Here is a 20887-nt window from a genome sequence, read left to right on the forward strand (position 1 = left end):
CTCCCGCTGCCACCCGTACCGGGTCAGGAGAACAGACGCTTCACCAGGGAGACGGTCAGGAGGCGGAGCGCGAAGGGCAGGTCGTTGGCGAGGTAGCGGCGGGCCAGGCGGCCGGGTTCGCTGTACAGCCGGAACAGCCATTCCAGGCCGGCCCGCTGCATCCATCTGGGAGCCCGGCGGACCGCGCCCGCGGTGAAGGAGATGGCCGCCCCGCATCCGACGAACCAGGTGGTGGGCAGATCCTCGCGGAGCGCCGCGATGAGGCGGTCCTGCTTGGGGAAGCCGAGTCCGACGAAGACCAGCCGGGGCGCGGCGGCCAGCACCGCCTCCCGCACCCTGGCGTAGCTCTCCGGGCACTGCTCGAACCCGTACGGCGGTGCGTCCACTCCGGCGACGGTCAGCGCCGGGTAGTGGCCGATGAGCCTGGCAGCGGCCTGCCTGGCCACGCCCGGTGGGCCGCCCAGCAGGTAGATCGGGTAGCGGTAGAAGGCCGCGGCCTCCGACAGGGACCAGATCAGGTCGGCTCCGGTGACCCGGGCGGGAACCGGGGTGCGCAGCAGCCGTGCCGCCCACACCAGCGGCATGCCGTCGGCCACCGCGAGGTCGGCGCCCTCGATGAGCGCGCGCAGGTCGGGGTCGCGGGAGACGGCCCGGCTGATGTCGATGTTCGGGGTGACGATGTGGCCGCCCTCGCCGCGTTTGAGCGCGGCGATCACGTGGTCGACCACCTCGCCCTCGGTCATCGGGTCGAGTGCGAGCCCCGCCACGTGCACGCGGCGGCGTAGCCGTTTGCGGGTCGCCTTGTCCGGCCGGGGTCGCTGCCGGGGAATCGCCGCCTTGGTCCTCGTGTGACCGTGGGCGGTGACGGTCCGCGTCATATGCCGTGTCCGTGGTGGTGCAGCCTGCTCAGGACGGCCCGTGCCGAGATCAGGCCCAGGGCCACGGCGAGCGCGATCGGCACCCGGGGCTCGCCGTGCCGGGAGGCGAACGCCCGCCAGGCCCAGCGGCCGGCTTCCCTCCGGCGGCCGAGCGCCGCGTGGTGGAAGGCGAGCTGCCCGTAGATCCGGGCCGCGCCACGCGGGTCCCGGACCAGTTCGGGGTGGCGGGCGATCATCCATTCGAGCCCGGCGATCCGGTCGGCCCAGTGGGTGGCGTACGTCGAGCCGCCCCAGCACACCCGCACCAGGGGACGGTCGACGTGCACGATGGGGTGCCGCCCGGCGGCACGCAGGGCCAGGTCCCAGTCCTCGTTCTGGCCGCCGGGGGCGCTTTCGTCCACCCAGAGCGCTCCCCGCCGGAACAGGAACGTGGAGGAGTGGACCATCGCCATGCGGGAGCGCACGAGGTGCCGGTGGGTCACCCGGCGGGTGCCGGCCCGGCGCGGGATCCGGCGGGAGCCGTACTCGACCTCGATGGCGCAGCTCGCGAACTCCGCCGCGGGTTCCGCCGATAACGCCGCGACCTGGGCGGCCAGTTTGCCCGACAGCCACTGGTCGTCGTCGTCGCAGAAGGCCACCAGGTCGGTGCCGAGGGCCGCGATGCCGGTGTTGCGGGCACCGGGCAGGCCGGGGGCGAGCCGGTTTCCGAGCACTCGGACGCCGCGTTCGGGCGTGGCGGTGCTGCGCAGCGCCATGGCCCGGCCGGCGAGGAGGTCGGCCACCTGCTCGATGACCGGCGCCGGGTCGGCGCCGTCGACGACGACGACGATCTCGACGGGGCCCGGGTAGTCCTGCGCCAGGGCGGCGCGTACGGCCGCGCGTAACTGGCGGGGCCGGTGTCCCCGGGTGGGGATGACCACACCCACCGATGGACTCATCGGAACCTCCAGGAATAGTCGTATCGGATCATGAGTGGCCAGGTCAGTGCGGTGACCAGGCGCAGGTGCCGGGCTGCGGCCGCGGTGCGCCAGCGGTCGTCCCGGGTGAGCTCGACGCGGCCCACCGTGAAACGCATGGGGTTGCCCGAGACGGTGTGTGCGGGTGAGAGCTCGGCCACGCCGCCGTCGAGGAAGCCGAGCGGCGGTGGTCCCAGGCCGAGTCCCGTGACCAGGTGCCCGAGGGTCCGGGCGGGGTCGGCCAGCAGGTCCTCGTAGCGGACCCGGGTGACCGGCACGCCCCGGCGGGCCAGGAGTTCGAGACCGAGGTTCTGGGCCAGCCAGTGCAGCGAGGTCCGGGCGGGCGGCCAGCGGGTCATGGGTGCGCCGTCCTCGGGCCGGGGAACCTGCCGGTACCAGGAGTGGGCGACCGCGCGGGGGTCGCGCACGACGTGCACGACGTGCACGTCGGCCCCGGCCACGGCCAGGCAGAAGGCCAGGGAGGCGTGTTTGCTGGAGTCGACGACGACGGAGCAGCCGGCGGTCTCGCCCGCCGCGTCGTAGAGGCGGCGGTAGACGGCGGCGTACTCCTCCAGTTCGGTGGGCTCCTCCAGAGACCACCCGGTGGCGCCCGCGCCGACGTTCTCACCGGCGAGGAGGGCGGCCAGAGCGGGGATCCGCCGGGTGCGGTCGACCCGCCACCGGAGCGCGAGCATGCGCTCGGCCCGCTCCGGGGACCACCCGCCGAACGCCGTGTCGCCGACCCGGAGCCAGAACGGGCACGTGCCGAACGGCTCGCCGCACCCGCAGGCCTCACCGGCCAGCACGCCCCGATCCCAGAGGTGGACCACCTCGCCGAGCGCGGCGATCCCGGGGACCTCGCCCAGCAGCCGCTCCAGCAGCGTGGTGCCGCTACGGCCGAGACCGCCCAGGAAAACGACCCGGACAGGGGACGGGCTGGTAGGCACAGGCACGAATCCTCACCACGACGGATACGGAACGTGCCGACCCTAGCGCGGAGAGTAACCGGCCAGTCAGTGAAAGGTCAAACAATCTACCTACGGCCCCACTCCAGTGATCATGAACGTCATGCCACGGGCACCGTACGGCCATGCCGTGGAAACCGCATGACGACGCCCGCCGTCCCCGCCCGCACAGCGGCGAGCGGGGACGGCGGAGCGGAGATCCGGGGGTCGGACGCTAGCGGGCGTCGACGATCATGCCGGCGCCGACGGTGTTGTTGGTGAACTCGTCCACGAGAATGAAGCCGCCGGTGAGGCGGTTCCTCGCGTAGTCGTCGACGAACAGCGGCTGGGTGACCCGGAGCGAGACGCGGCCGATCTCGTTGAGGCCGAGGGACTGCGCCCCCTCGTCACGGTGCAGGGTGTTGACGTCCAGCCGGTAGTGCAGGTCGCGCACCAGCGCCCGCGCCGTCCTGGTGGTGTGCTTGATGGTCAGCTTGGTGCGCGGGCCCAGCTTGCTCGCGTCGGTCATCCAGCAGACCATCGCCTCCAGTTCCTGGGCGGCGTGCGGCTGGTTGTTCGGGCGGCAGATCATGTCGCCGCGCGAGATGTCGATGTCGTCCTCCAGCCGGAGGGTGACCGACATCGGCGGGAACGCCTCCTCCACCGGGCCGTCGTAGGTGTCGATCGAGGCGATGCGGGTGCTCAGGCCGGACGGCAGGTGCATGACCTCGTCCCCCGGCTTCAGCACGCCTCCGGCCACCTGGCCCGCGTAACCGCGATAGTCGTGCAGGGCCGGATCGGTGGCCCGCTGGGGGCGGATGACGTACTGCACGGGGAAGCGCACGTCGACGAGGTTGCGGTCGGAGGCGATGTGCACGTTCTCCAGGTGGTGCAGGAGAGACGACCCGTTGTACCAGGGCATGTTCTCCGAGCGGGACACCACGTTGTCGCCGAGCAGCGCCGAGATCGGGATGAACGTCAGGTCGGGCGCGTTCAGCTTGGAGGCGAACGCGGTGAACTCCTCGCGGATCTCCTCGAAGCGCTCCTCGGAGTAGTCGACGAGGTCCATCTTGTTGACGGCCAGCACCAGGTGCGGCACCCGCAGCAGGGTCGTCAGGAACGCGTGCCGCCGCGACTGCTCCAGCACGCCCTTGCGGGCGTCGATCAGGATGATCGCCAGGTCCGCGGTGGAGGCGCCGGTGACCATGTTCCGGGTGTACTGGATGTGGCCCGGGGTGTCGGCGATGATGAACTTGCGCCGCGGCGTGGCGAAGTAGCGGTAGGCCACGTCGATCGTGATGCCCTGCTCCCGCTCGGCCCGCAGGCCGTCGGTGAGCAGCGACAGGTCGGTGTACTCCGTACCGCGGTCGCGGGAGGTGCGCTCGACCGCCTCCAGCTGGTCCTCGAAGATCGCCTTGGAGTCGAAGAGCAACCGGCCGATCAGGGTCGACTTTCCGTCGTCGACGCTTCCCGCAGTGGCAAAGCGAAGAATGTCCATCAGAAGTAGCCTTCCCTCTTGCGGTCTTCCATCGCGGCCTCGGAGGCGCGGTCGTCGGCGCGGGTGGCGCCACGCTCGGTGATCCGGGTGGCGGCGATCTCTTCGATGATCTCCTCGACCGTCGCGGCGCTCGACTGCACCGCCCCGGTGCAGGTGGCGTCGCCCACCGTGCGGTAGCGCACCACGGCCTCGAAGACCGGCTCGTCGTCGCCCCGGGTGATCCACGGGTTGTCGGCCAGCAGCATGCCGTCGCGCTCGAACACCTTGCGGGTGTGCGCGAAGTAGATCGACGGGATCTCGATGCCCTCGCGGCGGATGTAGTCCCAGATGTCGAGCTCGGTCCAGTTGGACAGCGGGAACACCCGGATGTGCTCACCCTTGCGGATCTTGGCGTTGTACAGGTTCCACAGCTCGGGCCGCTGGTTCTTCGGGTCCCACTGGCCGAAGTCGTCACGGAAGGAGAACACCCGCTCCTTGGCGCGGGCCTTCTCCTCGTCGCGCCGCGCTCCGCCGAACACGGCGTCGAACTCGTGCTCCTCGATGGCGTCCAGCAGCGTGGTGGTCTGCAGCCGGTTGCGGGAGGCCCGGCGGCCGGTCTCCTCCACCACCCGCCCGGCGTCGATGGAGTCCTGGACGGACGCCACGACCAGGCGCGCGCCCAGCTCCTCGACCCGGCGGTCGCGGAACTCGATGACCTCGGGGAAGTTGTGCCCGGTGTCCACGTGCATCAGCGGGAACGGGATCGGCGCGGGCCAGAACGCCTTCTCCGCGATGCGGAGCATCACGATGGAGTCTTTGCCTCCCGAGAAGAGCAGACACGGACGCTCGAACTCGGCCGCCACCTCACGCATGATGTGGATGGCCTCCGCTTCGAGGACATCGAGCTGCGACGTGGTGTAGTCGCGCTGGAGCATCTGACTCTCCTCGGGGATGAGAGGGTCTTCCTCTATCGGTGCAGATCCCGGATGCCGGCGAGCAGCGTTGACGCCAGTCCAGGTAGGGAAACCAGAATATCCGGTAGTGAGGGGTTGCCCTGGTTGTAGGTCAGGGGCGAACCGTCGATCCTGCTCGCGTGGGCTCCGGAGGCCAACGCCACGGCGACCGGCGCGGCGGAGTCCCATTCGTACTGGCCGCCGGCGTGGACGTAGGCCTCGACGTCCCCGGTGAGCACCGCGGAGATCTTCGCGCCCGCCGACCCGATCGGCACCAGGTCGGCGCCGACGAGATGGGCGAGGTTGCGCACGAACTCCGGCGGCCGGGTCCGGCTGACCGCGAGGCGCGACCTCGCCTCCGCCCGGAGCGGCGGCAGCACGGGCGGCTCACCGGTGAACAGCGTCCTGCCCTGGGCGGGCAGCGCCACCGCCCCCGCGACCAGTTCGCCGCGTTCCCAGAGCGCCACATGGACCGCCCAGTCGGACCGGCCCTCCTCGGCGAACTCACGCGTGCCGTCCAGCGGGTCGACGATCCACACCCGGTCGGCCCGGAGCCGCCGGGGATCGAGCCGCTCCTGCTGGGTCGCCTCCTCCGAGAGCACACTGTCACTCGGACGCAACCGCGCCAGCGCCTCCATCAGGAACCGGTGCGAGGCCGCGTCACCCTCGGCGCGCAGCCCGGACGGGTCCCCGAAGCCCTCCTTCTCCCGGAGGGCCAGCAGCAGCTCTCCGGCGCCCTCCGCAAGGTCCCTGGCCAGGTCATGATCGTCGCGAATCGTCATCAGTATGCTCCAGCTCCTCGCGCGACAGCCGACCAAGTCTTCCACAGGATCTGAAGATCCAAAGTGAGGGACCAGTTCTCCACGTAACGCAGGTCGAGCCGGACCGATTCCTCCCAGCTCAGATCGGACCGCCCGCTCACCTGCCACAGCCCGGTCATCCCGGGCTTGACCACCAGCCTGCGCCGCACGTCGTCGCCGTACCGGGCGACCTCCTCGGGCAGCGGCGGCCGGGGGCCCACCAGCGACATGTGCCCGAACAGCACGTTGATCAGCTGCGGAAGCTCGTCCAGGGAATGACGGCGCAGCCGCGCGCCCAGCGCGGTCACCCGCGGATCCTCCCGGATCTTGAACAGCACGCCCCCGCCGTCGCTCACCAGCCCGATCTTCCGCCGCTCGGCGTCCACCGCCATCGTCCGGAACTTGTAGATCGTGAACTCCTCGCCGTCCCGGCCCACCCGCGTCTGCCGGAACAGCACCGGGCCCGGGCCCGACAGGCGCACCGCCAGCGCCAGCCCCAGCAGCAACGGCAGCAGCGCGACCAGCAGCACCCCGGCGACGAACCGGTCGAACAGGTTCTTGACCACCTGGCGCATACCGACCAGCTCCGGATGCTCCACGTGCAGCAGCGGCAGGCCCGCGACCGGGCGGATCGTGGTCCGCGGCCCGGCCACCTCCATCAGCGCCGGGGCGACCACGAGATCGGTGTGCGTCTTCTCCAGCTGCCAGGCCAGCCGGCGCAGCGCCAGCCCGTCCATCTCCGGGCAGGCCAGCACCGCCACGGTGTCGGCCTCGACCTGCCCCACCGCGAGCGCCACATCGGCGAAACCGCCCAGGACCGGGACCCCCTCCACCTCGGCCACGCCGATGTACGGCGTGCAGGCCCCCACGACCTTCATGCCGTGGTACGGCTCCCGGCGGAACCGGTCGACCAGCTCGGCGACCGCCGTACGGTGCCCCACCGCGACGACCCGCCGCATGCACCCGCCGCGCGCCCGCCTGCGGTGCAGCGTCCGGCGCAGGCCGTACCGCCCGAGCAGGGTCAGGGCGGTGGTCAGCGGGACCGCCAGCACGACGTAACCCCGCGCCACATCGGTCTTGGTCACGTAGGCGCCGACGGCGAGCGCCGCGGTCAGCATGAACCCGCACTGGATGACCCGCTGGAACTCCTCCGGGCCCAGCCCGATCAGACGGGGCTCGTAGGCCCGGTTCAGCGCGACCGCGCACACCCACACCACGGGCAGCGCCGCGCTCAGCACCACATAGGGCGCGACGTACGGCGTGACCTCGCCGAAGCGCACGAACAACGCGAGAGCGCCGGCCAGGCAGGCGCCGGCCACGTCGGAGACGACGGCCCGCACCCGGTGCCCGCGCACCCAGCCCGGCGTCCGCGGACGGGTCGCGAGCACCTGTTCCGGCGCCGCCCGCACGACGATCACGTCACGCACGCGTTTCCCTCCGTGTAACCAATCACCTACGGAATGCAATGGGATGGTATCGACGGGAGGAAAGCCCCGGAGGTTGAAGACCGAAACGTCTACCTCTACGGAAGTTGAACCGCATGCCCGGATGGCGGGGAAAGCGCCGAGGTCCGGGCACCCCTACCTGGGCGGCCCGGACGGCTTCAGGTCACCCGCGTGGAAGGTGTTCTGGGTCGTCTCCAGGCCCGCCTTCACCAGCGACTCCACCACGTCGGCGGCCCGGTCGACGAGGAAGCCCAGATCCTTGCGCTCGGCGGTGGCGAAATCCTTGAGGACGTAGGAGGCGGGGTCCATCCGGCCGGGCGGACGCCCGATGCCGAACCGCACCCGGAGATAGTCCCTCGTCCCCAGCGACTTCGTGATCGACTTCAGGCCGTTGTGGCCGTTGTCACCACCGCCCAGCTTGGCCCGGAGCGCTCCGTACGGGACATCCAGCTCATCATGGACGACGATCACGTGGGCCGGGTCGACCTTGTAGAAGTCGGCGACGGCCTTGACCGGACCACCCGAGAGATTCATGAACGACAGGGGCTTGACCAGGACCGCCGGAGCACCCGCCACCCGGCCCGTCAGGACCTCGGCCCGCGACCTGTGCGCCTTGAACCGCTCACCCGCCCGCGCGGCCAGCTCGTCCAGCACCATGAACCCCGCGTTGTGCCGGTTCCCCGCATATTCCGGCCCGGGATTCCCCAGACCCACCACCAGCCAGCGGTCCACGGCCGGCACCCCTTCGTCTCCATCGTGTCCACGGCGTCCCTGTCGCACCCACGTCCACAGCGAACCCATGTACGACCTCACATGCGCGTCAGGGCAGCCCGGGACCGGGCTGCCCTGACAGGTCTAGCAGAGAACGCCGTTACTCGGCGGCCTCGGCGGCCTCGCCCTCGGCCGGAGCCTCGGCGGCCGCACTCTCGGCCGGAGCCTCGGCGGCCTCACCCTCGACGGCCTCGGCGGTCGGCGCGGCGGAGACCACCAGCACCATGGCCTCCGGGTCGGCGGCCAGCGTCGCGCCCTTGGGCAGCTTCAGGTCACCGGCGGTTACCTGCGCACCCACCTCCAGGCCCTCGACGCTGACCTCGACACCCTCGGGGATGTGCGTCGCCTCGGCCTCGACCGAGACACTGACCATCTGCTGGTCGAGGATGCCGTCGGCCACCTCGCCCGCGATGGTGACGGGGATGTCCACGGTCACCTTCTCGCCACGCTTGACCAGGAGCAGGTCGACGTGCTCCAGGAAACCCTTGAGCGGGTCGCGCTGGACGCCCTTGGGCAGCGCGAGCTCGCTCACCGCGCCCTCCAGGCGGATCAGGACGTTCGGCGTGCGCAGGGCGAGCAGCAGCTCGTGGCCCGGCAGGGTCAGGTGCTGCGGATCCGTGCCGTGCCCGTACAGGACGACGGGCACCTTGTGCTCACGGCGGATCTTACGGGCGGCGCCCTTGCCGAAAGCGGTACGCTGCTCGGCCTTGATGGCTACCTCGGACACGGCGGATCTCCTAGGGATCGTCGACGGTGGACAGGCGCGCTCCCCCTCACCCGCCCTAGCGGAAGGCGTTACGAGCGCGCGCAACCTTTACAGCCTATCCTGCCCGCGGCAGCGCTCCGCCCCGCCCGCGGGCCCGGGAAAGGCCCCGGGGGACCGCCGGCCCCCGGGCAGGGCTTTCAGCAGTCGCCCTCGAACATGCTCGTCACCGAACCGTCACTGAACACCTCGGTGATCGCACGCGCGATGACCGGGGCGATCGACAGCACGGTCAGCTTGTCGAACGTCTTCTCCTCGGGCAGCGGCAACGTGTTGGTGACGATGACCTCCGAGACCCGCGAGTTCTTCAGGCGGTCCACCGCCGGGTCGGAGAACACCGCGTGCGTGGCGGCCACGATCACGTCCGTCGCGCCCTGCTCGTAGAGCGCGTCCGCGGCCTTGCAGATCGTTCCCGCGGTGTCGATCATGTCGTCGATCAGCACACACGTACGGCCCCGCACCTTGCCGACGACCTCGTTCACCTTCACCTGGTTGGCCACGTCCAGATCACGGCGCTTGTGGATGAACGCCAGCGGCGTGGCCAGCGTGTCGGCCCAGCGCTCCGAGAGCCGCACCCGGCCGGTGTCCGGCGAGACGACCGTGGTGTTGGCCAGGTCGATCTTGTCCTTCAGGTAGTTGACCAGCACCGGCATCGCGAACAGGTGGTCCACCGGGCCGTCGAAGAACCCCTGGATCTGCGAGGTGTGCAGATCGATCGACATCAGCCGGTCGGCGCCCGCCGTCTTGAACAGGTCCGCCATCAGCCGGGCGGTGATGGGCTCACGACCCCGGCCCTTCTTGTCCTGACGGGCGTAGCCGAAGAACGGCATGACCACGGTGATCCGCTTGGCGGAGGCGCGCTTGAGCGCGTCCACCATGATCAGCTGCTCCATGATCCACTTGTTGATGGGCTCGGTGTGACTCTGGATGACGAACGCGTCACTCCCGCGCACCGACTCCTGGTATCGCGCGTAGATCTCACCGTTCGCGAAGTCACGCAGCGTCGTCGGCGTGAGCTCGACCCCCAGATGGCTGGCCACCTCCTCCGCCAGGGCCGGATGCGAGCGCCCGGAGAAAAACATCATCTTCTTCTCGCCGGTCTGCTTGATGCTGCTCATTCGGAGGTGCTCCCCTGCTGATCTCCGGCCTCGGCGGCACGCTGCGCCGCCTCCGCCGATCTGGTGCCCGGCCGCTTGCGCACCGTCCACCCTTCGATGTTGCGCTGCCGCGCCCGCGCCACCCCCATCGCCCCCGCAGGGACGTCGCTGGCGATGACCGAGCCCGCGGCGGTGAATGCGCCGTCGCCGATGTTCACCGGCGCGACGAGCATGGTGTCGCACCCCACGAACGCGTGGTCGCCCACCGTCGTGTGATGCTTGTCGACCCCGTCGTAGTTGACGAAGACCGACGAGGCGCCGATGTTCACCCCGGCCCCGAGCGTGGCGTCACCCACATACGTCAGGTGCGGGACCTTCGAGCCCTCACCCACCCGGGCGTTCTTCATCTCGACGTACGTCCCGGCCTTCGCCCTGCGGGCCAGCACGGTGCCCGGACGCAGATAGGCGTACGGCCCCACCACGGCCTCCGGGCCGATCTCCGCCCCCTCGCAGACGGCGTTGCGCACCACCGCGCCCTCGCCGACCACCGTGTCCGTCAACGTGGTCGCCGGCCCGACCTCGGCCCCCTCGCCCACCGACGTACGGCCGCGCAACTGCGTGCCCGGATGAAGAACCACGTCCTGCTCCAGAACGACGTCCACGTCCACCCACGTGCTGTCCGGGTCCACCACCGTCACACCCGCCCGCATGTGCGCCTCCAGCAACCGGGAGTTGAGCACCTTGCGCGCGAACGCCAGCTGAACCCGGTCGTTGACGCCCTCGACCTCCACATGGTCGGCCGCGACGTACGCGCCCACCCGGTGACCGTCCCGGCGCAGGATCGACAGGACATCCGTGAGGTACTCCTCACCCTGCGCGTTGGAGGCCGAGACCCGCTTCACCGCATCGGCCAGCAGGATGCCGTCGAAGGCGTAGACCCCCGAGTTCATCTCCCGGATCGCCCGCTGCTCCCCGGTCGCGTCCTTCTCCTCGACGATCTCCAGCACCGCACCGGACGCGTCACGGACAATCCGCCCGTACCCATGCGGGTCCGGCACCTCGGCGGTGAGAACCGTGACGGCGTTGCCCTCCCCGGCGTGCCGCTCCAGCAACCCGGCGAGAGTACCCGTCCGCAGCAGCGGCGTGTCCCCGTAGGTCACCAGCACCGTGCCCTCGACGGCCCCGACCGCTTCCAGAACGGTCCTGACCGCATGCCCCGTGCCCCGCTGCTCGGCCTGGACCACGGTCTGCGCATCAGGACTGGTGAGCGCCAGATGCGCGCCGACCCGCTCCCGTCCATGACCGATGACAACAATGAGCCGCTCGGGTTCGAGACCTCGAGCGGCGGTGAGCATGTGGTCCACCAGGGTGCGACCGCACAGCTCGTGCAGGATCTTGGGTGTTTTCGATTTCATCCGGGTGCCCTCGCCTGCGGCGAGGACGATGACGGCGGCCGGGCGCGGCACACTCACGGACGAGGCTCCCTCGGCATCGCGATTGAGACATGGCGAAGCGGGATGACGTACGGCTACCTTCCGGGCACCGCACTGTCACCCACTCGACAACGCGAGGATACCTGCCAGGCCGGGATCCACCCAGCCAACCTGCCGTCCCACAAACAGGACAAAAATCACAGCTCCGGCACCAGGACTCGAACCTGGACAACAAGGACCAAAACCTTGGGGGCTGCCAATTACCCAATGCCGGATCACCTGGACGGATCCGGCAGGTCCACCACCTGACAGAACCGACCCGTCTCCACCTTACCGATAAGCCGGATGACTCGCCCCTCCATAGATCAGCCGTCAACCCTGCCATCCACCCCTCGACCCGTCGGTAGAGCCACGAGGAACGGCGCACCTCGACCCGGAGGCAGCCGTGATAACCCTCTCCAATATTGTGACGGACCGTATTCGGATTGTGACGCTTCAGGGTCGGCCTGCCGAGCAGACGGGCCTCGGCCCCGCGACCTCCAGCCAGTACACGTGAGCCGCCTCCACGTCGGCACTCTCATGGATCATCACGCGGAAGACCCGGCCCTCCGGAGCGACCCGGGCCACATCGAGGAAACACAGGAAGACCTTAATCAACCCAGGATCACTGTTGACGAAAACCACTCGATCACGCTGACGTCCAGGCTTGTTCTTCGTGCCCTCACACCAGTAGGCCACCGCACCCAGCACCAGAATCTCCCGATCTGCATCCACGATCCGCCCTGTGCGCGCAGGGCGGCGGCTTGACGGCGGAGCTCTTCGAACCGGGCGAGCTCCCGGGGGGTCGGGTCATATGCAAACTCTAGTTCTAATGACTTTAGGCTATCAAGCGATCACTTAAAGGAGCGGTCGCAAGGTGTGCGTCGCGGGAGAGGCGGATGGGAGGCGAGGGGACCGGGCCACCGGGCCGGCCGCTCTCCGGGGCGGCCCGGTGGTGGAGGGGTGGATTAGGGGCCGGCGACGAGGGCAGACGTAGGGCGAGTTCTGTAGCAGGTCAGAGAGGCCGGAGGCAAGGTTCGCCGGTGCCAGGAAATTCCCAGCGAAGTCGTGTTGGCTCTCGGCCATTCCTAACTTACTCTGGCGTAGGTTACGGTTCCGTAGCCGGACAAAAGCTCCATCCTTCTCGAACCGCGAGGTAGCGCATGACAGTCACCACGGAACGTCCCACCCCGGGCCCCAAGCCGGACATCGATCCGGAGCTGAAGACCACTCCCGAGCTCATCACCTTCGGTGTGGTCGTGGGGGCGCCGCTGGTCGCCCTGGCCGTCGCCGTCCCCGTCGCCTGGGGATGGGGTCTGCTGAGCTGGACCGACGTCGCGATCGCCGCCGTTTTCTACGTGATCTCCGGGATGGGCGTCACCGTCGGTTTCCACCGTTACTTCACGCACGGCTCGTTCAAGGCGAAGCGCCCGCTGAAGCTCGCGCTGGGCATCGCGGGCAGCCTGTCGCTGGAGATGTCCGTGCTGGACTGGGTGGCCACCCACCGCAAGCACCACAAGTTCTCCGACAAGGAGGGCGACCCGCATTCGCCGTGGCGGTTCGGGCCCGGCTTCTGGTCGATGGCCAAGGGACTGCTCTGGGCGCACATGGGCTGGCTGTTCGAGCCCACCCGCGCCAACCGCGAGAAGTACGCCCCCGACCTGGTCAAGGACCCGGACATCATCAAGCTGCACAAGTGGTTCCCGGCGCTGGCGATCTTCTCGCTGGTGGCTCCGGCGGTGCTGGGCGGCCTGCTGACCTGGTCGTGGCAGGGCGCGGCGACCGGTTTCTTCTGGGGCACCGTGGTCCGCATCGGCCTGCTCCACCACGTGACCTGGTCGATCAACTCCATCTGCCACGTCTTCGGCGAGGAGGCCTTCGAGTCGCGTGACAAGTCGCGGAACGTGTGGTGGCTGGCCATCCCGTCATTCGGCGAGTCCTGGCACAACCTGCACCACTCCGACCCGACGTGCGCCCGCCACGGCGCGCTGAAGGGTCAGATCGACCTGAGCGCCGGGATGATCCGCTGGTTCGAGAAGTTCGGCTGGGCCCACGACGTCCGCTGGCCCACCCCCGAGCGACTGGCGGCGAAGCGCATTGCCTCCTGACCATAGCGGGCTCTCTGGCGACACCGGTTCCGCCGGGCCCCCTGCCCCTCACGGGCATGCCGGGCCTCCCGTCTCCGCCGGCCGTCTTTCCCTCGCCGGCCCGGCCCGCGCGGCGTTGCCCGCCGATCGTCCCGCTCCGGCGGTCCGGTCCGGCGGGCATCCCGTTTCGTCGGCCGGAACCGTCATTATGAGAACTGTGAGCGAACCTCGACGACGGATGACCGGTAAGGAACGCCGGGAGCAGCTGATCCAGATCAGCCGGACCCTGTTCGCGGAGAAGGGGTTCGACGGGACGTCGGTCGAGGAGATAGCGGCGACCGCCAATGTCTCCAAGCCGGTGGTCTACGAGCACTTCGGCGGCAAGGAGGGGGTCTACGCCGTCGTCGTCGACCGGGAGATGCAGAAGCTGCTCGGCATGGTGACCGAGGCGCTGTCGGCCTCGCACGCGCTGGTGAAGCTGGAGCGGGCCGCGCTGGCGCTGCTGGCCTATGTGGAGGAGAACAGCGAGGGGTTCCGGATCCTGGTCCGCGACTCGCACGCGGCGTCGGGGACGGGCACGTTCGCCAGCCTGATCAACGACATCGCCAGCCAGGTCGAGGATGTCATGGTCGACGAGTTCGCCACACGCGGTTACGACCCGAAGCTCGCCCCGATGTACGCGCAGATGCTGGTCGGGATGGTGGCGCTGACCGGCCAGTGGTGGCTGGACGTGCGGCGGCCGTCGCGCGAGGAGGTGGCCGCGCACCTGGTCAACCTCGCGTGGAACGGGTTGACGGGGCTGAACCCCCGGCCCCGGCTGACCTCCGGTTCCCGGGTGGTCGAGGAGCGGCGGGCGCCCGTCGTCCCGCGTCCGACCGAGAAGGAGCTGCGGGAGCGGGAGCGGGCCAGGGAGCGTGAGCTCCGGGAGGCCGAGAAGCTGGCGCGCGAGCAGGAGAAGGCCCGCGAGCGCGAGCTGAAGGAGCAGGAGAAGATCCGCGAACGCGAGCTCCGGGAGGCCGAGAAGCTGGCGCGCGAGGCCGAGAGGGTGCGGCTGCGGGAGTTGAAGGAGCTGGAGAAGATCCGCGAGCGCGAACAGCGGGAGGCCGAGAAGCTGGCGCGCGAGCAGGAGAAGGTCCGCGAGCGCGAGCTGAAGGAGCAGGAGAGGGCGCGCGAGCGCGAGCTCCGGCAGCTGCGCGAGGCCGAGAAGGCCCGTGAACGCGAGCAGCGTGAGCTGGAGCGGGTCCGCGTCCGGGAGGCCAGGGCGGCCGAGCGGGCAAGCAACAGCAGCCGTTGAGCCGAAGTTAACGTTCCGTTCAACAAAAGCGGGCATTCTGGTCATATGTCCGCCGAACCCGTGCACCCCACCCCAGAAGGTCCGCCTCTGCCACAGGAGCGTTTCCTCAACCGGGAGGAGAGCTGGCTCCAGTTCAACCAGCGCGTCCTGGAGCTGGCCGAGGACCCGTCCCTGCCGCTGCTGGAACGGGTCCGGTTTCTGGCGATCTTCGCCAGCAACCTGGACGAGTTCTTCCGGGTGCGGGTGGCCGGGCTGAAACGGCGGATGGCCACCGGCCTGCTGCTGCGTACCAAGAGCGGCATGAAGCCCCGCGAGGAGCTGGCCAGGATCGCCGCCATCGCCGACGAGCTCGCGCAGCGGCACGCGGCCTGTTTCCACGAGCGGATCTCCCCTCAGCTCGCCGCCGAGGGCATCGTGATCGTGCGCTGGAGCGATCTGAACCGCGACGAGCGCACCGAGATGCGCAAGCTGTTCCGGGAGCGGATCCGGCCGGTGCTGACGCCCCTAGCCGTCGATCCCGCCCACCCGTTCCCCTATATTTCGGGTCTTTCTCTCAACCTCGCCGTGACCGTCCGGAACCCGGCGACCGGTCACACGGTGTTCGCGCGGGTGAAGGTGCCGAGCCGGCTGCCCCGCTTCGTCGCGGCGTCCAAGGACCGGTTCGTCCCGCTCGAAGACGTGATCGCGGCCCATCTGGGCCAGCTCTTCAAGGGCATGGAGATCGTCGAGCACCACGTCTTCCGGGTCACCCGGAACGAGGATCTCGAAGTGGACGAGGACGTCACCGAGAACCTCATGCAGGCCCTGGAGAAGGAGCTGCTCAAGCGTCGTTTCGGCCCGCCGGTCCGGCTGGAGGTGGAGGACAGCATCACGCCCGGGGTGCTGGAGCTGCTGGTCGAGGAACTGGGCGTGGCCGAGCACGAGATCTACCGGCTGCCCGGCCCGCTCGACCTCACGGGGCTGCACACGATCGCCGACCTGGACCGGGGGGAGCTGAGCTTCCGCCCGTTCGTGCCCGCGGAGGTCGTCCACGTCGAGGACGACATCTTCACGGTGCTCCGCGAGCGGGACGTGCTGCTGCATCATCCGTACGACTCGTTCGCCACGAGCGTGCAGCGCTTCATCGAGCAGGCCGCCGCCGACCCGGACGTGCTGGCCATCAAGCAGACGCTCTACCGGACCAGCGGCGACTCCCCGATCGTGGACGCGCTGATCGACGCGGCCGAGGCGGGCAAGCAGGTCGTCGTCGTGGTGGAGATCAAGGCGCGGTTCGACGAGCACGCCAACATCAGCTGGGCGCGGAAGCTGGAACGGGCCGGATGCCACGTGGTCTACGGGGTGGTGGGCCTGAAGACGCACTGCAAGCTGGCCCTGGTCGTCCGGCAGGAGTCCTCCGGCGAGCTGCGCAGCTACTGTCACATCGGCACGGGCAACTACAACCCGAAGACCGCCCGGATGTACGAGGATCTGGGGCTGCTGACCGCCGACCCGCTGGTCGGCGAGGATGTCACGGATCTGTTCATCCACCTGACGGGATACTCCAACCAGTCGGCCTACCGGCGGCTGCTGGTCGCCCCGCACTCGCTCCGGGGCGGGCTGCTGGCCAGGATCGAGCGGGAGATCACCCACGCGCTGGCGGGTCGCCCGGCCAGGATCCGGATGAAGACGAACTCCCTGGTGGACGAGCCGCTCATCGACGCCCTCTACCGGGCGTCGCAGGCGGGTGTGCCGGTGGATCTGTGGGTGCGTGGAGTATGTACGCTGCGGCCGGGTATCCCGGGGCTGTCGGACAACATCCGGGTCAGGAGCGTTCTGGGCCGGTTCCTGGAGCACTCGCGGATCTACGAGTTCGGCCAGGGCCGCCGGCCGGAGATCTGGATCGGCAGCGCCGACATGATGCGGCGCAACCTGGACCGCAGGGTGGAGGCGTTGGTCAAGGTCGTCAGCCAGCAGCAGCGGGCCTACCTGGGCGATCTCTTCGACCGGGCGATGGCGGACACCACGGCGACGTGGTGGCTCAACGCGGACGGCTCCTGGACCCGGCACACCGGTGACGACCTGCAGAGCCACCTGATCGGCACCCGTCGGTGGAGGACCATCGATGACTGAGCTCGACGTCCATCCGACCGGCATGATCCGCGCCGCCGGGGCGGTGGTGTGGCGGGGCGAGGAGTCGGCTCCCGAGGTGGCGCTCGTCCACCGGCCCAAGTACGACGACTGGACCTTCCCCAAGGGCAAGCTGAAACCCGGCGAGCACGTGATCGGCGGGGCGCTGCGCGAGGTGGCCGAGGAGACGGGGGTCACGGCCGTCCTCGGCAGGTTGCTGCCGCCGGTCCACTACATGAAGGGCAGGCGGCTCAAGCGGGTCGACTACTGGCTGGCGCGGGCGGTCTCGGAGGCTCCGTACGCCGGGGGGGACGAGGTCGACGAGGTGGCCTGGCTGCCGCCGGAGGAGGCGCGGCGGCGGCTGACCTACGAGTGGGACGCCGGCCTGCTCCGCGCGCTCACCGCGCTCCCCCTGGCGACCACGCCGCTGCTCCTGGTCCGGCACGGCGTGGCCGGCTCGCGCCAGGAGTGGCAGGGCGACGACGACCTGCGCCCGCTGGATGAGACCGGCCTGGCCCAGGCCGGGGTGCTCGCCGACGCCCTGGCCGGTTACCGCCCGGTGGAGCTGGTCAGCTCGCCGAGCAGGCGCTGCGTGCAGACCCTTGAGCCGTACGCCGGGCGGGCGGGGCTGACGATCCGTCACGAGCCGCTGCTCTCGGAGACCGGCTACGACCCGCACGCGTCGCTCCGCCTGGTCACCGAGACGCTGGCGGCGGGCCGGCCGGCCGCGCTGTGCAGCCACGGCAAGGTGCTCCCCGCGCTGATCTCGGGCGTCGTCAGGCGGCCCGCCGACTCGCACCTGCGCAAGGGCGCGTTCCTGGTCCTGCACCACGCCGGTGGCCGGGTCGTGGGCATGGACCGTTACACCACCTGAGGGCCCGGGGATCCTCACAGGAGCTTTCCGACCGCCTGGACGGTCTTCTCCCACACGTCCGGGAACTCCCGGGAGGCGCGCTCGGCCCCGGCCCGTTCGAGGCCGGTCAGGACGCCGTAGGTGAAGGTGTCCTCCCCCGCCTGCCGGGCCCGCCCGGCCTCGGCGGCGAGCCGCTCCTGGGCGACCATGCCGTCCCGGTGGGCGCCCAGCACGTCCTGTACGGCCTCCGCCCGGTCGGCGAGCTCGGACATGCCGAGCACCTCGGCGGTGTAGCGGGCCCGTTTGGCGGCCTTGCGCACCTCGTGCATGGCGGTCTCGCGCTTGTCCTGGTCCTCGATGGCCTGGGCGGCGGCGTAGGCGCGGGTGACCCGGCGCCAGCTCTTGGCGGCGACGGCTTCGAGGGTCGCGGCGGGCTTGGCGGCCGCCTTGGTGAGCTGGGGGGAGGCGATCAGGTCGTCGAGGGCGTCGAGCAGGGCGAAGTACCGTTCGCCGGTGAGCGCCTGCCTGATCCGGTCGTACGCCTCGTGCTCGCTGTCCAGCAGGTCGGAGCCGAGCCGGGCGCGCACCGGCCCCACGATCAGCTCGCCGTCCAGGGCGTCGAGGGTGCGGGAGAACCGGTCCCGGATGACTTCCAGGTCACGCGCCTCCCCGAGGATCCCGCCCAGCCACTTGAGCTCGTCCTGGACGGCCTCGGTGTTCTCGACGACCTTCCTGAAGGACTTGAGCACGCTGCGCATCCGGCGGCAGGCCACGCGCATCTGGTGCACGGCGTCCGGCTCGGCCCGCCGTACCCGGGGGTCATGCGAGAGCAGGGTCGCCACCTGGGAGGACAGGTGTCCGATGACGACCTCGCCCGCGCTCCCCTTCCCGGTCTTGGCGACCCGGACCTCGGGTATCCCCCGGGCGGCGCCGAGCAGGCGGGCCAGCTTGCTGGCCGATCCGGCGGGGCTCGCCCCGGCCTTGCGGAGCCGCTTGCCGACCTTCTCCAGCAGTTTCCCGTTGCCCGTGCCCAGTTCGGCCTCGACCTCGCGCCAGCGCTCGACGTGCGGCTCCTCGCCGAGCACGGTGCCCTTGACCCGGTCGTCGGCGATCTCCACGAGCGTCACGCCCGCGCCGTTGCGCAGCTGGGTGACCGAGCGGCGGGTGTCGAGCTCGGCGACGGGGAGGAGGGGGGCTCCGCGGGTGAAGGCGAGGACCAGGTCGGCCAGCTCCGGGGGGACGAGCCTGACGCTCCGGGTCAGCGGGTGGGTGATCTCCTGCCGGGCGCCCTTGGCCTTGGGCAGTTTCAGGTGCCAGCCGGGGTCGGTGCCGCCCCTGCGCCGCCGCAGGGTGATGCCCCGCGCGGCGAGCCTGAGGTCGGGGGTGTCGAAGTAGATCGCCACGAGCTGGTACGACCTGGGGCCGGAGACCTCGTCACAGCCCGGCAGTCCTGTCAGGTCGGGAATCTCGTAGTCCGCCGGGACGTCGAACTTGTCTTCGATCTCCATTGCCACAGGCCAGCCCCATTTACCTGGTGTCTACCGTGTCCTCGCAGTATTTATCGACCCCCCTCTACCCGTCCAGCGCCGGACTTGCGCGCCACGACGAAGATTCTCCGGAAGGGGAAGACGGTGCCGTACGGCCGGCGCGGGTAGGCCTCGTTCAGCTCGGCCGCGAAGTCGGCGAGGAACTCGTTGCGCTCGGCGAGGGGGAGGCGGTCGATCACCGGGCGCAGGGCGGTGCCGCTGACCCAGTGGAGCACGGCGTTCTCGCCGGGCAGGACGTGCAGGTAGGTCGTCTCCCAGGCGTCCACCGCGCAGCCGAGGCCGGTGAGCAGTTCCAGGTACTCGGCCGGGGTCCCCACCGGTTCGTTCCTGACCAGGTCGCCGAGCCATTCGAGCCATTTGGTCCGGCACAGGTCGCGCAGGATCACGTGGCTGGGCGCGTCGAAGTTGCCGGGCATCTGGAAGGCCAGCCACCCGCCGGGGGCGAGGTCCTGGACCCAGCGGGGCAGCAGGTCCCGGTGCTCGGGCACCCACTGCAGGACGGCGTTGGAGACGATCACGTCCACCGGGCGTCCGGGGCGCCAGTCCGTGACGTCGCCGACGGAGAAGGAGAGCCGGTCCCCCGCCGGGGCCTTGTCGATCATCGCGGGCGAGGAGTCGAAGCCGTGCACCTCGGCCCCGGGCCAGCGCCTGGCCAGCTCGGCGGTGAGGTCGCCGGTGCCGCACCCCGCGTCGACCACGTAGGCCGGGTCCTTGGCGGTTATCCTGCCGGTGAGATCGAAGAACGGGCGTGACCGCTCGTCGGCGTACCGGCCGTAGGCCTCTGGGTCCCACATATCTCTTGACATCAAGACGATTGATATCCCCGGAGATATCTCGATGTCAAGAAAGATAGACTGCGTGTCATGACCCCGCATGACCCGGAGCAGGCCCAGGACGAAGTCGATCGCCTGGTCGCGGCCTGGCGGCAGGAGCGCCGCGACCTGGACGTGGAACCCCTCCAGGTGCTCAGTCGCGTCTCCCGGCTGGCCCGCCACCTCGACCGCGCCCGCCGCGCCTCCTTCGCCGAGCACGGGCTGGAGAGCTGGGAGTTCGACGTGCTCACCGCCCTGCGCCGGGCCGGCAGGCCGTACGAGCTGAGCCCGGGAGCCCTGCTCCGCGCCACCCTGGTCACCTCCGGCACGATGACCAACCGGATCGACCGGCTGGCCGCGGCCGGGCTGGTACGGCGCCGCCCCGATCCCGAGGACCGGCGCGGCGTCCTGGTCTCGCTGACCGAGGACGGGCTCAAGCGGGTGGACGACGCCTTCGCCGACCTGCTCCGCCGCGAGCACGAACTGCTCGCCGGCCTCGGACAGCGCGAACAGCAGACCCTTGCGGGCCTGCTGCGCACGCTACTCATCCCTTTTGACGCCACCGACACCACCGGAGCGCATTGACCCCACTCTGCCCTGTCAACCGGCGTTAAACCCGATCAAGAACAAAC

At 70.1% G+C, this 20887-nt stretch carries 19 protein-coding genes and 1 tRNA gene; 5 read left to right on the forward strand and 15 right to left on the reverse strand.

Features of this window, described 5'->3' with window-relative positions; translation table 11 throughout:
• Positions 1-23: 23 nt before the first annotated feature.
• The 13 genes from IEZ08_RS27755 to IEZ08_RS27815 all read right to left on the reverse strand — a co-directional run bounded on the left by IEZ08_RS27755 (position 24) and on the right by IEZ08_RS27815 (position 12291).
• The gene (locus tag IEZ08_RS27755; RefSeq protein WP_084780713.1) at positions 24-878 is read right to left on the reverse strand and encodes a WecB/TagA/CpsF family glycosyltransferase; all 855 of its coding nucleotides are present in this window, start codon (positions 876-878) and stop codon (positions 24-26) included.
• Positions 875-1816: a glycosyltransferase family 2 protein gene (locus tag IEZ08_RS27760; RefSeq protein ID WP_068927287.1), complete on the reverse strand. Its 942-nt coding sequence runs from the start codon at positions 1814-1816 to the stop codon at positions 875-877. Before IEZ08_RS27760 ends, IEZ08_RS27755 begins: the two co-directional genes overlap by 4 nt.
• Entirely contained in the window at positions 1813-2781 is a 969-nt protein-coding gene (locus tag IEZ08_RS27765; RefSeq protein WP_189243294.1) for a sulfotransferase family protein, read from the reverse strand. Before IEZ08_RS27765 ends, IEZ08_RS27760 begins: the two co-directional genes overlap by 4 nt.
• Before the next feature lie 232 nt (positions 2782-3013).
• Positions 3014-4276 carry a sulfate adenylyltransferase subunit CysN gene (gene cysN, locus IEZ08_RS27770; RefSeq protein ID WP_068927291.1) on the reverse strand — a complete coding sequence of 421 codons (1263 nt, stop codon included), beginning with the start codon at positions 4274-4276 and terminating at the stop codon, positions 3014-3016.
• Entirely contained in the window at positions 4276-5190 is a 915-nt protein-coding gene (gene cysD, locus IEZ08_RS27775) for a sulfate adenylyltransferase subunit CysD (RefSeq protein WP_068927293.1), read from the reverse strand. Before cysD ends, cysN begins: the two co-directional genes overlap by 1 nt.
• Before the next feature lie 32 nt (positions 5191-5222).
• Entirely contained in the window at positions 5223-5990 is a 768-nt protein-coding gene (locus IEZ08_RS27780) for a 3'(2'),5'-bisphosphate nucleotidase CysQ (protein ID WP_189243295.1), read from the reverse strand.
• A complete protein-coding gene (locus IEZ08_RS27785; RefSeq protein WP_189243305.1) occupies positions 5990-7426 on the reverse strand; it encodes a sugar transferase in 1437 nt (478 codons plus the stop codon). The genes IEZ08_RS27780 and IEZ08_RS27785 overlap by 1 nt, the downstream gene beginning before the upstream one ends.
• Positions 7427-7588: 162 nt before the next feature.
• Positions 7589-8194, reverse strand: a complete 606-nt coding sequence (pth, locus tag IEZ08_RS27790) for an aminoacyl-tRNA hydrolase (protein ID WP_229803560.1) — start codon at positions 8192-8194, stop codon at positions 7589-7591.
• Between the two features lie 130 nt (positions 8195-8324).
• Positions 8325-8951: a 50S ribosomal protein L25/general stress protein Ctc gene (locus IEZ08_RS27795; protein WP_068927299.1), complete on the reverse strand. Its 627-nt coding sequence runs from the start codon at positions 8949-8951 to the stop codon at positions 8325-8327.
• 176 nt (positions 8952-9127) lie between these two features.
• Complete coding sequence (locus IEZ08_RS27800) at positions 9128-10105, reverse strand: ribose-phosphate diphosphokinase (RefSeq protein WP_068927301.1); 978 nt, start codon at positions 10103-10105, stop codon at positions 9128-9130.
• Positions 10102-11556, reverse strand: coding sequence for a bifunctional UDP-N-acetylglucosamine diphosphorylase/glucosamine-1-phosphate N-acetyltransferase GlmU (gene glmU, locus IEZ08_RS27805; protein ID WP_189243296.1), 1455 nt, complete (start codon positions 11554-11556; stop codon positions 10102-10104). Before glmU ends, IEZ08_RS27800 begins: the two co-directional genes overlap by 4 nt.
• A 164-nt stretch (positions 11557-11720) precedes the next feature.
• Positions 11721-11792, reverse strand: a tRNA-Gln gene (locus IEZ08_RS27810).
• A 220-nt stretch (positions 11793-12012) separates the two neighbouring features.
• Complete coding sequence (locus tag IEZ08_RS27815) at positions 12013-12291, reverse strand: hypothetical protein (RefSeq protein ID WP_189243297.1); 279 nt, start codon at positions 12289-12291, stop codon at positions 12013-12015.
• Positions 12292-12719: 428 nt separating this feature from the next.
• Here IEZ08_RS27815 and IEZ08_RS27820 point away from each other — a divergent pair, with 428 nt between their 5' ends.
• The 4 genes from IEZ08_RS27820 to IEZ08_RS27835 all read left to right on the forward strand — a co-directional run bounded on the left by IEZ08_RS27820 (position 12720) and on the right by IEZ08_RS27835 (position 17917).
• Entirely contained in the window at positions 12720-13664 is a 945-nt protein-coding gene (locus tag IEZ08_RS27820; RefSeq protein WP_068927305.1) for an acyl-CoA desaturase, read from the forward strand.
• 187 nt (positions 13665-13851) lie between these two features.
• Positions 13852-14937, forward strand: a complete 1086-nt coding sequence (locus IEZ08_RS27825; protein ID WP_084780714.1) for a TetR/AcrR family transcriptional regulator — start codon at positions 13852-13854, stop codon at positions 14935-14937.
• Between the two features lie 45 nt (positions 14938-14982).
• Complete coding sequence (locus tag IEZ08_RS27830; RefSeq protein WP_068927307.1) at positions 14983-17046, forward strand: RNA degradosome polyphosphate kinase; 2064 nt, start codon at positions 14983-14985, stop codon at positions 17044-17046.
• A complete protein-coding gene (locus IEZ08_RS27835) occupies positions 17039-17917 on the forward strand; it encodes an NUDIX hydrolase (protein ID WP_068927309.1) in 879 nt (292 codons plus the stop codon). The genes IEZ08_RS27830 and IEZ08_RS27835 overlap by 8 nt, the downstream gene beginning before the upstream one ends.
• Before the next feature lie 14 nt (positions 17918-17931).
• On the opposite strand, the gene IEZ08_RS27840 is transcribed toward IEZ08_RS27835, so the two are convergent.
• Positions 17932-19404, reverse strand: coding sequence for a CYTH and CHAD domain-containing protein (locus tag IEZ08_RS27840; RefSeq protein ID WP_229803562.1), 1473 nt, complete (start codon positions 19402-19404; stop codon positions 17932-17934).
• A 50-nt stretch (positions 19405-19454) separates the two neighbouring features.
• The gene (locus IEZ08_RS27845; RefSeq protein WP_189243299.1) at positions 19455-20237 is read right to left on the reverse strand and encodes a trans-aconitate 2-methyltransferase; all 783 of its coding nucleotides are present in this window, start codon (positions 20235-20237) and stop codon (positions 19455-19457) included.
• Between the two features lie 69 nt (positions 20238-20306).
• On the opposite strand from IEZ08_RS27845, the gene IEZ08_RS27850 reads away from it, so the two are divergent.
• Complete coding sequence (locus IEZ08_RS27850) at positions 20307-20840, forward strand: MarR family winged helix-turn-helix transcriptional regulator (RefSeq protein WP_068927315.1); 534 nt, start codon at positions 20307-20309, stop codon at positions 20838-20840.
• The last annotated feature ends 47 nt before the right edge of the window (positions 20841-20887 follow it).

Origin of the sequence: Planobispora rosea (assembly GCF_014648175.1) — a bacterium.
Classification (GTDB): domain Bacteria; phylum Actinomycetota; class Actinomycetes; order Streptosporangiales; family Streptosporangiaceae; genus Planobispora; species Planobispora rosea.